Raw genomic sequence first — 13,530 nt, 5'->3', positions numbered from 1 at the left:
TAACATGCTATCAGAAAAGCTGAAAGAAGAAACTAAACAAAACCACCAGATATTAGAAAAGGTATTAGTTGGTAATCTCAGATCTATCCGAAGCAAGGATGGATATATTAATCTGTTAAAGATGTTCTATGGCTATTTTGGCGGATTGGAAAAAAGTATTGAACAGCATGTCGACTCAAACCTGTTGCCGGATAATGATGAGCGCAGGAAGATTGCATTTATTGCCAACGATATTGAAGCTTTAGGCGGACTGGTGCCTGCGAAGGCTGAGGGCAATGATCTGCCACGTATTGAAAGCCATTTGGAAGCCTTAGGGGCACTATATGTAATTGAGGGTTCTACCTTAGGCGGAAAGATCATCAGCAAAATGATGGAACAGCAATTAGGCCTTAACGGTAACGGTTTAAGCTTTTTCTCGGGCTACGGCGACCGCACTGAGGAGATGTGGAACATTTTTAAAGAAAAAATGGACGCTCAGGCAGAAAACCCCGAACAGGAGGCCGTTGTAATAGCAGCAGCTAATGAAACCTTCTCAAAGTTTGGCGATTGGTTTGACAAGCAGCAGGCGGCCGCTTAGTCGTTCGCCTTTTTGTTGAAGGCTATGTAAAACGTGCTTCCTTCTCCAAGCTCGCTATCTGCCCAAATTTTGCCGCGGTGTTTTTCTACAATACGCTTTACTATAGCCAGACCAACACCTGTACCTTCAATATCGCCTACGTTATCCATACGGTTAAACAGCTCAAATATGCGCGGCAAATGCTTGATATCGATACCGAGGCCATTATCAGTAATAGCGTAAATTATTTCACGTTCGTTCTCCGTCGCATCAATAACAACCTTTTGTTTTTCTGATTTTTTGGAGTATTTGATAGCATTACTGATCACATTGGCAAACACCTGCGATATCATTACCGGGTCGCCGGTTATGGGTGGGGCATTTTTAATGGTCACCACAGACGGGGCTACCTCATAAACGGTTGCAAGCTCCCTTACGTGGTCTTCTATCATGCTTTTTGCATCTATTTCACTAAAAACCAGATCTGAACGACCTATACGCGAATAATCAAGCACTTCTGCTATCATATTATTCATCTTATCGGCACCTGCATTTATTCGCTCCAGGGCCCTTGTAGCTTGTGGTGTAAGGGTTTTATCGCGAAGCAGTATCTGCGCGTAACTTTTAACAGCCGTGAGCGGATTTTTAAGATCGTGCGATATGGTATAGCTAAAAGTATCCAGCTCTTCGTAAGCCTGTTTTAAGCGCTCGTTAAGCAAACGTATAGCGCCCGCCTTTTGGTTAAGCGCATAAGCCAGTTCGCTGCGTAAACGTATTACAGATTTAACCTCTTCATTACTCCACGGTACGGACGTAGCAGAAACCGTTTCAGACCATTCTTCAAATGAATTGCGTGGCGATAGGGTACGATTCCCGTTGGCGTCAACTTCAACCGGTTTATCCGGATTACCAGCCCATTTTATCGTTTTAAGTTGCTCAGGCTTAAACCATATCACATACTCGTCTAACTCTCGCGACAGCGTATAGACCATTACGCCTGATGCAACATCTTTAAATTCGTTTGCCGGCGGATAAACGCCCGGTAGTTTAGTGGTGTAAAACAACGAATCTATGATGTTTGCCTTTACCCAGCCTATCAATCCTTTAAGTTGCTCGTCATTAGGTGTTTGCCCTAATTTGATCAGGTTGCCTTCCAGCATTAGTACCGCACCGCTTGCATCTGTAGCATCAAGTAATGTAACGTTGTTAGCCGTTAAGGCAAATTCAATACTATCGTCCTTAAGCATCAAACGGCTTAGCTGGTCAACGGCGCTTTTGTAGCGCTCCGTTACCATCTGGTTCTCTTCATCCTGCCTAAATTCAAGGGCTGATGACAGTATCTGACCAATGAGCTTAGCTGATTCGCGCGAGCGGAAATCAATAAAACGAGGTGTATAGTTATGGCAGGCAATAAGCCCCCAAAGTTCTTGCTTGTAAAGTAAAGATATACTGAAGCTTGAGGCCACACCCATGTTTTTTAAATATTGGATATGGATGGGCGACACCGCCCTAAGCTGCGAGTTAGTAAGATCTAATGAAGCAGCGGTATTATCTGCCGAAGTAAGAATAGCGCTTGGCAATTCATTAACATCAACAATAATGCGGGTGAGGTTTTTTTTGTACAGCTCACGCGCTTGTTTAGGAATGTCAGATGCCGGGTAATGCAAGCCCAGCCATGATTCCAGGTCATCATTCTTTGATTCTGAAATTACTTCCCCATGCCCGTCATCTGCAAAACGGTAAACCATTACCCTGTCGTAACCGATCACGTTTCTTACCTGTGCCGCGCTGTTGTTAAGCAGGTTTTGCAGGTTTTTATCGGCCAGCATTTCGGAGATGGAACGCCCTATAGTGCGTTGTACATCAGTGCTGTTATCAGAGCGTGCCGGTTCAAATTCCAACAGGTAGTTGTCTCCACTTTCAGATATGATCAGGTGAAAAGCGTTGCCGCGTATGTCGGTATTGAAAGGGTTCGTTTGTTCAAAGCCGTTTGTTTTGCCAAAAGTTATCAGCTGAAGAATGAAGTCAGGCGGTTCATTCTTACCTATCAAAGGCTGTATAGATGCAATGTTCTGCCCTAATAAATTGGGCGGCAGATCCGGCAGGAAACTCTTAATATTTTCACTATGATAAGTGATCTCACCGCTACGGTCAATAGCGATCAAAAAACCATGAGATTGGATACTTCCCGGAATGTGTATAGGTTCTCTATCGCAGTTGGTTAGATCAATAGTCACAGGGCGGTTTGTTTTCTGAGTAAAATTTTAAACAAATATGAAAAAATTATTGACCGAAACAAGTAGTCTGCAATTTTTTTGACATATACGTATTTTACGCATTTGACGGATTTTTGTTTTAAATTAGGGAAGCGTAGACCCAGATCAACACCATAATAACAGCGTAATGATGCAGAAACCAGCGTCAACAGATGCATACATTAAAAGCTTTGGAGAAGATATCCAGCAACTTTTGAACACGATGCGAGAAACCATTAAGCAGGCTGCCCCTCAAGCGCAGGAAACTATAAGTTATGGTATGCCGGCTTACAAACAGCATAGCGTGCTGGTTTATTTTGCTGCGCAAAGCAAGCATATTGGCTTTTATCCCGGCGCTAAAGCCATAGAGGTATTCGCTGCTGATTTAGATAGTTTTGATACATCTAAAGGAACTATCCGTTTTCCGTTTGATAAGCCATTGCCTTTGGATCTGGTCGCCCGCATTACACAATTCCGCATCAAAGAAGATCATGAACTTTTTGAAGCGAAGCAGGCTAAAAAGAAGGCGAAGAAGAATAGCGATTAAAGCCACTTGATCACCATTGTTTCTTCTGCTTCTATACTGATGTGATTACCGCCTGCCTTACCGCCGCAATTAGCAAACAAGACCATGGGCTGCAAGCTTGGTTTGTTATTTAACAGTGCAAACTCGCACCTATTTTCGCTTTTGTTGACGATGATAGTTACGTATTCTTTGCCATTGTTAAGTACTTTCATCATTACACCGGGCTGCGGCTCGTTGAACATAAATGGCAGGTTAAGCGCCTTTATATCAAGTGCATGTTTCAAAAACTGATTTAACTGGTTGTAATCTTCATAAACGCGGCAGCCCAAGCCGGTGAGGGTTGGCAGCCACCATGCTGAGCCTTGCCCCTTTTGGTTAACGGTAGCGTAAACTTCGCCATCACTTTCAGCCAGTGGTGTTGCTGTTGTTGGTTTTAACTGCCCCACCCATTGCAAGGCAGGCAGAAAAGCATCAGCCATTGTAAATTCTTCTATGTTATCAATAGCTTTATACTCCAATACGTCAGCCCCAAAAACTTCTCGCAAAGGGAAACCAAGTCGCATGGTTGCTACGGCATTTTCATCATAATAGCCGGTTAGGCCATCGGCAATTAGTTTGCCGCCTTTGGTTACAAAAGCTGTAAGCAGCGGCCAGTATTTTGATGGGATGGATATCTGATGCGCCAGTATTATCGCTGTGCCTTTATAGCTATCCCTATTAAAGTCGAACTCGCTTATCTCCTTAAAGTTAGTTTGAATGCCAGCTTCACTCAACGCCTCAAAATAAGCGATAGCCGATTTCATAACGCCGCCTTCATCCCGCCCTTCATAGCTTTTGCCGCCCATTTGTAAGGTTTTCTCTATCCAAAGCGATTCGCGGGTGTAAAGGATATTCACGCCGGATTCAACTTCTTTGGCATTATCAAAAAAGCCGCGACTGCTTTCCACCACTTTTATCACCTCTTGCGCGGCTATAAACCTGTCTGATGGTTCATTGTGATAGTTGAGCATAGCCCATTCACCAGCCTCTATGCCTGATGAGCGTGGGTTTAGGCACCAGAATATAGCCCCACGGCTTTCTGCACCAATGGCCGTCCATAACCACTGGGCTATCTCAAATTTGGTTGGGCACAGCGCCAGGAAACCACTGTATGTATTGTTACCTCCCTGCAGTTCCGTCATAAACCAGGGTATTTCCCCCGCCCCTGACCGGATGATCTCGCAATTGGCGTTTACCGCCAATGCGTACTTTTGCCGGTTAAAGTAGCCAAAGTGCCAGCTTGCATGCGCCGAGCCGCCAAGACTGGTAAGGAAATCCCTCCAGGCCGGGAAATCATATTCGGCTACGTTTTTAAAGATGGCGTGATTGTTTACATGGATCACACTACCGGGATGGTGCTTGTGTATCTCATCGGTAAGCCATTGCAAAAACCAGGTATTGTAGTAAAGGTGAAAACGCTCGTTGGCAAAATCAAACCGGTCATATCCGCCGCTGTTGTACTCGTTTTGCTGTTGTGCTTCGCGCCACTCTTTGTATTTATCGGTGGCAAATTCTTCTTGAGGAAAAGAGCCCACCCCTGGCTCATTCACCGGCACCCAGCCATAACATGATGAGAAATGTTTAAAGTGACCCACCACATGTTCTATATATTTAGAGATGGATATAAGGTGCTCTGCATCTTTCGGAAATTTTAATCCGCCCAGGTCAGTAAAGGCGGTACGCGGGAACAGGTTACCATAAACCTTTACGCCATATTTATCTGCAGCTTTATAAGCCTCGTCAAACAAGGTGTAATCCCATGTGCCATCGGGTTGGTGCATGTAATTTTCAAACAGGCGTATGCGCGTTACCAGCATACCGGCATCGCTCAATCTGCGAAACCAAAGGTCTATCTCCTCAGGCTTTTGGCCGGGCTCAATAAAAACTTCGGCACCAAATAGTATAGGAGTGGCTTCTTGTTTGGTTGTATGGCTCATTACGTACAAGCGGGATTAACACGCTTATAAATTAACCTGCCATATCGCTAATGGTTTGCAAAAGCAGCCTTTAGGTGTGGATATAGCTGTGCAATTGCTCTATCGTTTCTTTTTGCGAGTGGATAGTCTCATACACCACATCATTGATGGATACAATACCGCAAAGGTTTTGCTCGCGATCAAACACCGGCAGGTAACGGATGTTGCGTTCGCTCATGATGAGCATGCAATCGTCAATAGAAGAATCCGGCGTAATGTGCGGCAGGCCATTGCTCATGATCTCGCCTGCTGTGGTATCATCAGAGTGTTTACCCATTAATATGATCTTACGGGCATAATCACGTTCGGTAACCAGGCCGGCATACCCGCCATTCTCTGTTACCACTACCGAGCCGATGTTTTTATCGGCCATTAGCTTTAAAACGTCCAATACGGTGGTGGCTGCGGCAACTGCGATAACATTGCTTCCCTTGCGGGCAAGGATGTGCTTAACTTTTTTCATATAACCTAGGTTGTTGGAACCTTAAGTTACAAATAACTTGTAGAAAAACAAGCAGTTAGGTAGAAATTATTATCCGATGGCGATCACCTTATCTTTAAGCACGCCAAATATCCTGTCTGCTTTATGGCTTATTATGGCCACCCGGCCGGTAAACTTGCCGAAAGATGGTAATATGGCCTGGTTTTTACCAAAGGCGAAGCAAGGCAGTGTAACGCTTTGCCTGCCGCGGCCAACCAGGTTTACCCCGGGATGGATATGGCCGCAAAGCACATAACCGCCCGGCGCCTGTTGCGTTGCATCTGCAAGCGGATGATGCAGCATTAGAAAAGGCCCTATCTGCAATTGTTTATGAAGGATGATTCCCAAATCAGTGTAATGCTTATCGCTTATGATATCGTGGTTGCCTTTTATCAGGATGATCTCCACCTTAGGGAACTGGCTGCGCCAAAGTACAAACCAATCCCAGTCGTTATTCATATCGCTATGGAATAGATCGCCAAGGAAGTAGATCTTTTCGGGTTGAAATTCATAGATCAGATCAGATAGTGCGGCCAGGTCGTCCTGCTCCATATTGCGGGGGATGGCAATACCAGCCTTGCGGAAGTGCCCCACCTTTCCGAAATGTACATCAGCCGCAATCAAGGCATTTTCCTGTTTCCAGTAAATAGCTTTTTGTGGCAGCAATAAAAGATCCTGATCTAAAAATTGGAAAGGAGTACCCGCACTTATCGTCATATCAAAGGCAAAGATAAGGGTTTTGGATGAAGAAGCCTCTCCCCGGCCCTCTCCGAAGGAGAGGGTGCCAAAAGGAATATCTTTAAGCCCTCCCTTTCGGGGAGGGTTTGGGTGGGGCTTTTTTGTAATATTGCTTTATGGAAATCAAGCACGCGCAGCATCTTGTAGATAACTGGATCAAAACAACAGGAATACGTTATTTTAATGAATTGACCAACACGGCCATTTTAATGGAAGAGATTGGCGAGGTGGCGCGTATTATCGCCCGGCAGTATGGCGAGCAATCGTTTAAAAAGTCGGATACGGATGTTAACCTTGCCGATGAAATGGCCGATGTGCTTTTTGTGCTGATATGCCTGGCAAACCAAACAGGTATCGACCTTACTGATGCGCTGGAGAAAAACATGGAGAAGAAAAGTATCCGTGATGCTGAACGCCACAAGAACAATGATAAGTTAAAATGATTTATTCGGAATATAGCTGTCACAATATGAGGTTTTGATTTGGGCTCAAGTTTATTTTTTTATATCACAAAACATCTATAACTTACAATAAACCAAATGTATAACCTATGAAATTGCTTGTCACAATCAGCCTTTGCTTAGCAACAGCATTCTCCTACGCGCAGGAAAAGGGCGTAAATTTTCAAAATAACCTTACCTGGGCACAGGTAAAGGAAAGAGCCAGAAAGGAAAACAAATACATATTTATAGACTGTTACACCACCTCCTGCATTCCCTGTAAAGTAATGGCAAAAGAGGTGTTGCCCAAGCCGGAAGTTGCTTCTTTTCTAAATGATAAGTTTATAAGCGTTGCCCTGCAGTTTGATCAAACAAAGACAGACGATGGCATTACCAAACGGTGGTATAAGGATGTAAAACAAATTGGCAAGGATGCTGAAGTAGCCGCATATCCAACTTATCTTATTTATAGCCCTGACGGGCAACTCATAAATAGCATAGTCGGAGGCTCGCCGGATGCAAAAAGCTTTTTAACCAAATTGCAAAACGGATTAGATCCTAAAAATCAACTGGTCAATTTAAGGAAACGCTATGCTGAGGGTAACCGTAACCCTGATTTTTTTGCATACGTTCGGCTTAGCTTTGCTACAAAGCTGGGATGGCCAGGCGCCTGAGGTTCTAAATCAATACTTGTCTACTCAAAAAGATCTTCTCACTAAAGAGAATGCAGAATTCATCATGTTTGCTACTAAAGCATCTGCCGATCCTGGCTTTAAAATATTAGTGGATAATGGAGAAGCATTTGACCAACTCGTTAACAATCCGGGATTGAGCGGGATGATGTTCGGAAGAATAGTTTTTGATGAGATTGTATTGCCAATGGAACGGATCAACGGTAAAAAAGTTGAAAGAGGGGGAATGATCACCTACACCGGCGAGGTAAATAAAAACATCAACTGGAACGATGTATACACAAAACTCAAAAACGCTTATCCATCATGTGCTGACGAATTGCTGTTAAAGGCCAAGCTACAGTATTATCGTGATCTGAGCAACTGGACAAATTACACCGCATAGGCTGCAACGTACAACAAACAATACGCAAACAACCATTATCAAATAATGACTTATGCTAACGATGTAATGCTTTTTGCCAACGATAAAGCATGCTATTCGGAAGCTATACAGTGGGCGAAACCCTTTGCAACAGGCAATGACGCAAGTAACAACTGGTACATTGATGTTTATGCAAGGTTACTTTATAAGCTCGGCGAAAAATCACAAGCCCTGGCGGTTGTAAATGACGGTGTTGCCAAACTTGGCGATAAAGCTTATGGGTTAAAAGATACCCAAGAAAAAATGCAAAAAGGAGATCTGTAAACTATTTTCAGGACGGGTCAGTGTTCACGGCGTTCACAAGCGTTCATGGCGTGAACGTGAACACTTAGTGTAATTCGCCCAGTTTCATTAACGCATAAAACAGCCCGGTGCAATGTAATGCCTGGGCTATTTTATTATCGGCCAGTAGTTGTTTCACTTCCGCAATGGTGTACTCTTCAACCACAATGTGCTCGTGCTCATCCAGGTCCTGCTCCTGTACCTTTATGCCGCCCTTTGCCAGGTAGCAAAAAGTTTTGTTGTTAGCTGTTGATGGATTTGCATAAACGGTGTTCAATAACTCGATGTCATCAAAGCGGTAGCCTGTTTCTTCAAGCAACTCGCGGCGCATAGCCTCCAAGGGTTCTTCACCTTCGTCTATCACGCCACCGGGTATCTCCAATGATACTATGTTTGCCGCATGGCGGTACTGGCGGACCATCAAAACTTTTCCCTCATTTGTTATAGCTACTGCGTTTACCCAGTTAGGATATTCCAACACATAGTAGTCTTCTACAACGCGGCCATCAGGCATTTCGCATCTATCAGTACGTAGTGTAGCCCATGGGCCTTTGTGTATATAGGTGGAAGAGCAGGTTTTCCAGGTAAGTTCAGTCATGGTGCAAATATAGGTTGCCAAACAAAAATAGACGCATGATATGCGTCTATTAAATGTATTTACAGTAAGGCTTTCGCCTTTCTCTTTATCTCAAAAACTACCAGCTGCCGCTGCTACCGCCGCCGCCGCCGCTTCCGCCGCCAAACCCACCAAAGCTGCCGCCGCCACTATCACCGCCGCCCCAGCCGCCACCGCCACCGGAGAAGCCGCCCCAGTCGCTGCCGCTGCTACGGCCGCTGTTGCCGAGCATATTGCCTGCCAGGAACCACCAGAAAGGATCGGCACCACCGCGGCCACCTATGATGCGCCTTCCGCCGCCACCGCCGCCGCCGCGGCTGCGGAAGATGATGATAAGGACAACCACCACAATGATGATGATAGCCAAAACTGAGCCGCCGCCATCTTTACCGCCGGGCTTTTTGTCTGATTTATATTCGCCCCGCATGGCTTTGATGATATCATCTGTAGCTGCGTTAAGCCCACCGTAATAGTCATTCTCCCTAAAACGTGGCTTCATATCATTTTGGATAATCTCCTGTGTGGTAATATCCGGAAGCGAGCCTTCGGCGCCGTAACCGGTTGCGATAGCCATCTTACGGTCCTTCAAAGCTACCAGAACCAACACGCCGTTGTTTTTTTCTTTGGAACCGATACCCCACTTGCGCAAAAGATCAGTAGCATACTGATTAATATCGTATTCACCGGTCGACTGCATCATAACAACCGCTATCTGGGTAGAAGTAGAATCGTTGTAAGCGACCAGTTTACGCTCGAGCGTTTGCTTATCGCTCTCCGATAGAGTATTGGTGTAATCTGTGATCAGTGTATTGGAACGCTGCGGTATATCCTGTGCGAACGTTATTGCTACTAAAAGCAGCAATCCAACGGATAGAAAAAGTTTTTTTAGCATCGATATGATCTTAGTTGCCATCCATGAAGGCAATGTCATCAGATAGTTCATTTTTGTCGCCGGCCTGGTGTGGGAAGTATTGCTTAAGTTGTTCGCCCGCCTTGGTAACGCCGGTAATAATTCCCTCAACCAGGTTACCAAATTTAAACTGGCTCAGCATTTCTTCTTTAGTAGTATCCCAAAAATCGACAGGGACAACCTTGTTGATCCCGGCATCTCCGATAATGGCGAATTTACGGTCTACCGTGGCAACGTATATCAATACACCGTTTCGTAGTCGCGTTTTTTGCATCTCCAGTTGGGCAAAGTATTTGGCGGCGCGGTCAAGCACCTCATCACTGCAGGTTTTCTCTATGCAAACGCGTATCTCGCCCGAGGTTTGCCGCTCGGCATTGGCTACAGCTTTTTGTATGCGCTGCTGTTCATCATCAGTAAATACGGCCATGGGGTAAATGAGTGAATTGTGAGGGACTGAATGAGTGAATATAAGAGATCGAATGAGTAAATTCAATTCTATCACTCACCCATTCGATCCTTAAACCATTAATTAGAACTGTACCTTAGGCGCTTTATCTGAACCTGCCTCGGCCTGGAAATACCCTTTTGCAGGGAAACCAAATATACCTGCCATTATGTTGGTAGGGAACGCACGTACTTTGCTGTTGTATGCTTGCACAGCATCATTAAAATCCCGGCGGGCAACAGAGATACGGTTTTCCGTTCCTTCTAATTGTACCTGTAAATTCCTGAAAGCCTCGTTAGCTTTTAAGTTGGGATAGTTTTCTGAAGCTACTAATAAACGGCCTAAAGCGGTACTTAATTGGCCTTGTGCTTGTTGATATTGCTGTATAGCTTCAGGAGTAAGCTTTGTTGGGTCTACTTGTATTGAGGTTGCTTTTGCGCGCGCCTCAGTTACAGCTGTAATAGTACTTTTCTCAAAATTAGCTTCACCTTTTACAGTTGATACCAGGTTAGGGATAAGGTCGCTGCGGCGTTGATATTGTGTTTCTACCTGCCCCCATTTGCCTTTAACTTCCTCGTCGCTTTTTACCATGCCGTTGTAGCTGCAACCGCCTATCATGGCAATTACTACCAAAATTACGATGGCAATGATCCAGTTTTTCATGTTGTGTGTGTTTTAGTTTTGGGTATTATGTGTTTTTCAATTTAGATACAAATCGCATACCGATGTTACATTCTGTAACATTTACGCCATAATGGCAATAATTGGCTGTTTAAATTTAATTAAATATCAATTACCAACCTATCGATTTTATATTTGCTCTTTCTATTGAACTGTTTTAACGACATACCAAACAATAAATGAGAAAATTATTTGGCGCTCTGCTACTTTGCTGGGGCATGCAGGCCTCTGCCCAAAAAGCACACGAAAACCTGGTACAATATGTAAAGCCTATTATCGGCACCCAACGCATGGGCCATACCTATCCCGGTGCTACAGTACCTTTCGGGATGGTGCAACTAAGCCCTGAGACAGATACTGCAAGTTATGACCTTAACGGCAAGTACAACCCCAAGGTTTACGAATATTGCGCAGGATATCAGTATGAAGATAAAACCATTGTAGGCTTTAGTCATACACATTTTAGCGGTACAGGCCACTCTGATCTTGGCGATTTCCTGATCATGCCTACAACAGGTGAGCTAAAACTAAATCCCGGCCTGGCCGATAAACCGGGCAGTGGTTACCGTTCGGCTTTTTCACATGCCAACGAGGTTAGTGCAGCTAACTACTACAAAGTAAAGTTGGATGCATCAAATATCACGGCTGAAATGACCACCAGCACGCGCGTAGGCTTTCATCAATATACTTTCCCTAAATCTGACAAAGCGCATATCATACTTGATCTGATGGCGGGTATCTACAACTATCCCGGCAAAAACGTATGGACTTACGTCAGACTGATAAATGATAGCACCGTAATTGGTTACCGGTCAACAAATGGCTGGGCGCGTACACGCAACCTGTACTTTGCCATGAAGTTCTCTAAACCGTTCATCCAGCATGGTTTTAAAAAATATGACCAGCGCGAAGTTTATGGTGGTTTCTGGGGCAAGTTCAATCAAAGCAAAAACTTCCCGGAGATAGCCGGCAAGCAGATCCGTGCCTACTTCGATTTTAAAACCGAAGAAGGTGAGAAGATCAAAATCAAATTTGCCTTATCACCGGTTAGCATGGACGGTGCGTTGGCTAACATGCAGGCTGAGATACCCGGTTGGGATTTTGATAAAGTAAAAAACGACGGACAGGCACAGTGGGAGAAAGAACTGGAGAAGATAACCATTACCGGTAATACAGAGAAGAAGCAAAACTTCTACACTTCTATGTACCATACCATGATCAACCCCACCGTTTACATGGATGTGGATGGCCAGTATAAAGGGCTCGATCAAAATGTGCACAAAGCTGACGGCTTTACCAACTATACCACATTCTCTTTGTGGGATACCTACCGCGCTTTACACCCGCTGTTTAACATTATACAGCCACAACGCAATGCGGATATGGTAAGATCTATGCTGGTGCATTTTGACCAAAGTCCGGAAGGCATGCTTCCGGTTTGGAGCAACTCTGCTAACGAAAACTGGTGTATGAGCGGTTATCACAGTGTAGCTGTTTTGGCAGATGCTGTGGTAAAGGGTAATGCTCCGTTTGATGCCAACAAAGCTTTAGAGGCTTGCGTAGCCACCGCTCGCAAACGCAGTTACGAAGGCATTGGTGAATATATAGATAAAGGTTATGTACCCGATGAAAGAAGCGGCACATCGGTATCAAACACGCTGGAGTATGCTTATGATGATTGGGCTATCGCGCAAATGGCCAAAAAATTAGGCAAGACCGATATTTATAATGAGTTCATCAAACGTTCTGAAAACTACAAGAATGTTTACGACCCAACCGTTGGTTTCATGCGTCCTAAAAAGGCTGATGGTACCTTCCGGGCTAAGTTTGACCCGTTGAGTACCATAAACGAGGGTTTCATAGAGGGTAACTCATGGAACTACACCTTATTTGCTCCGCAAGATCCGAAGGGGTTGATCAAACTGATGGGTGGCAACCAACGCTTTGTGCGCTACCTGGATTCGTTATTTACCATGAACCTGCCGGATAAATACTTTGCAGAAACAGAAGACATTACCCGCGACGGTATCATCGGTAACTATGTGCATGGCAACGAACCATCACACCATGTTGCATACTTCTATAACTGGACGGATAAACCATGGAAAACCCAGGAGCGTATCCGAATGATATTACCACGCATGTACAAACCAACTCCGGATGGTTTGGGTGGTAACGATGATACCGGCCAAATGAGCGCATGGTACATTTTCAGCTCTATCGGTTTCTACCCAATGGCACCGGGTTCTGTTGATTATGCTATCGGCAGCCCATCGGTAAACAGCGCAGTGGTACAGGTTGGCAACGGCAAAACCTTCAACATCACGGTTAAAAACCAGGGTGATAAAAATGTTTACGTGCAAAAGATAACCCTCAACGGTAAACCGCTTAACGGCCTAAACATTACCCACGACCAGATAATGGCCGGCGGCGACATGGTGTTTTACATGAGCAGTAAGCACAAGTAAG

15 protein-coding genes are annotated in these 13,530 nt (G+C 44.7%); 7 read left to right on the top strand and 8 right to left on the bottom strand.

Going from position 1 to position 13,530, the window contains the following annotated elements; genetic code table 11:
* The first annotated feature begins 4 nt into the window (after window positions 1-4).
* On the top strand, window positions 5-577 hold the full coding sequence (locus INP83_RS04965) for a biliverdin-producing heme oxygenase (RefSeq protein ID WP_219126530.1): 573 nt from the start codon (window positions 5-7) through the stop codon (window positions 575-577).
* Here the strand turns inward: INP83_RS04965 and INP83_RS04960 are convergent.
* Entirely contained in the window at window positions 574-2,793 is a 2,220-nt protein-coding gene (locus INP83_RS04960) for an ATP-binding protein (protein WP_219126529.1), read from the bottom strand. The genes INP83_RS04965 and INP83_RS04960 overlap by 4 nt on opposite strands.
* Before the next feature lie 166 nt (window positions 2,794-2,959).
* Here INP83_RS04960 and INP83_RS04955 point away from each other — a divergent pair, with 166 nt between their 5' ends.
* Window positions 2,960-3,358: an iron chaperone gene (locus tag INP83_RS04955; RefSeq protein ID WP_219126528.1), complete on the top strand. Its 399-nt coding sequence runs from the start codon at window positions 2,960-2,962 to the stop codon at window positions 3,356-3,358.
* Here the strand turns inward: INP83_RS04955 and INP83_RS04950 are convergent.
* The 3 genes from INP83_RS04950 to pdeM all read right to left on the bottom strand — a co-directional run bounded on the left by INP83_RS04950 (window position 3,355) and on the right by pdeM (window position 6,550).
* Complete coding sequence (locus INP83_RS04950) at window positions 3,355-5,313, bottom strand: beta-galactosidase trimerization domain-containing protein (RefSeq protein ID WP_219126527.1); 1,959 nt, start codon at window positions 5,311-5,313, stop codon at window positions 3,355-3,357. The two genes, INP83_RS04955 and INP83_RS04950, sit on opposite strands and share 4 nt — an antisense overlap.
* 70 nt (window positions 5,314-5,383) lie before the next feature.
* On the bottom strand, window positions 5,384-5,815 hold the full coding sequence (locus tag INP83_RS04945) for a CBS domain-containing protein (protein ID WP_146269243.1): 432 nt from the start codon (window positions 5,813-5,815) through the stop codon (window positions 5,384-5,386).
* A gap of 69 nt (window positions 5,816-5,884) precedes the next feature.
* Window positions 5,885-6,550: a ligase-associated DNA damage response endonuclease PdeM gene (gene pdeM, locus INP83_RS04940; protein ID WP_219126526.1), complete on the bottom strand. Its 666-nt coding sequence runs from the start codon at window positions 6,548-6,550 to the stop codon at window positions 5,885-5,887.
* 137 nt (window positions 6,551-6,687) lie between these two features.
* On the opposite strand from pdeM, the gene INP83_RS04935 reads away from it, so the two are divergent.
* From INP83_RS04935 to INP83_RS04920, 4 genes are all read left to right on the top strand, one after another.
* A complete protein-coding gene (locus tag INP83_RS04935; RefSeq protein WP_219126525.1) occupies window positions 6,688-7,014 on the top strand; it encodes a nucleotide pyrophosphohydrolase in 327 nt (108 codons plus the stop codon).
* Window positions 7,015-7,121: 107 nt separating this feature from the next.
* Complete coding sequence (locus tag INP83_RS04930) at window positions 7,122-7,685, top strand: thioredoxin family protein (protein WP_219126524.1); 564 nt, start codon at window positions 7,122-7,124, stop codon at window positions 7,683-7,685.
* A 16-nt stretch (window positions 7,686-7,701) separates the two neighbouring features.
* A complete protein-coding gene (locus INP83_RS04925; protein WP_219126523.1) occupies window positions 7,702-8,088 on the top strand; it encodes a hypothetical protein in 387 nt (128 codons plus the stop codon).
* Between the two features lie 45 nt (window positions 8,089-8,133).
* A complete protein-coding gene (locus INP83_RS04920) occupies window positions 8,134-8,391 on the top strand; it encodes a hypothetical protein (RefSeq protein ID WP_219126522.1) in 258 nt (85 codons plus the stop codon).
* 64 nt (window positions 8,392-8,455) lie between these two features.
* Here INP83_RS04920 and INP83_RS04915 read toward each other — a convergent pair whose 3' ends face one another.
* From INP83_RS04915 to INP83_RS04900, 4 genes are all read right to left on the bottom strand, one after another.
* The gene (locus INP83_RS04915) at window positions 8,456-9,007 is read right to left on the bottom strand and encodes an NUDIX hydrolase (RefSeq protein ID WP_219126521.1); all 552 of its coding nucleotides are present in this window, start codon (window positions 9,005-9,007) and stop codon (window positions 8,456-8,458) included.
* A gap of 97 nt (window positions 9,008-9,104) precedes the next feature.
* Window positions 9,105-9,917, bottom strand: coding sequence for a YgcG family protein (locus tag INP83_RS04910; protein ID WP_219126520.1), 813 nt, complete (start codon window positions 9,915-9,917; stop codon window positions 9,105-9,107).
* Window positions 9,918-9,927: 10 nt separating this feature from the next.
* Window positions 9,928-10,362: a TPM domain-containing protein gene (locus INP83_RS04905; protein ID WP_146269250.1), complete on the bottom strand. Its 435-nt coding sequence runs from the start codon at window positions 10,360-10,362 to the stop codon at window positions 9,928-9,930.
* 102 nt (window positions 10,363-10,464) lie between these two features.
* Window positions 10,465-11,043, bottom strand: a complete 579-nt coding sequence (locus INP83_RS04900; protein ID WP_146269251.1) for a LemA family protein — start codon at window positions 11,041-11,043, stop codon at window positions 10,465-10,467.
* 197 nt (window positions 11,044-11,240) lie between these two features.
* Between INP83_RS04900 and INP83_RS04895 the strand changes: the two genes are divergently transcribed.
* Window positions 11,241-13,529, top strand: coding sequence for a GH92 family glycosyl hydrolase (locus INP83_RS04895; protein WP_219126519.1), 2,289 nt, complete (start codon window positions 11,241-11,243; stop codon window positions 13,527-13,529).
* Window position 13,530 lies beyond the last annotated feature (1 nt).

The organism is Mucilaginibacter sp. 21P, assembly GCF_019331605.1.
GTDB lineage: Bacteria > Bacteroidota > Bacteroidia > Sphingobacteriales > Sphingobacteriaceae > Mucilaginibacter > Mucilaginibacter achroorhodeus.
The sequence above is the reverse complement of the archived record's forward strand: the minus strand, read 5'-3'. Positions and strand labels throughout refer to the sequence as shown.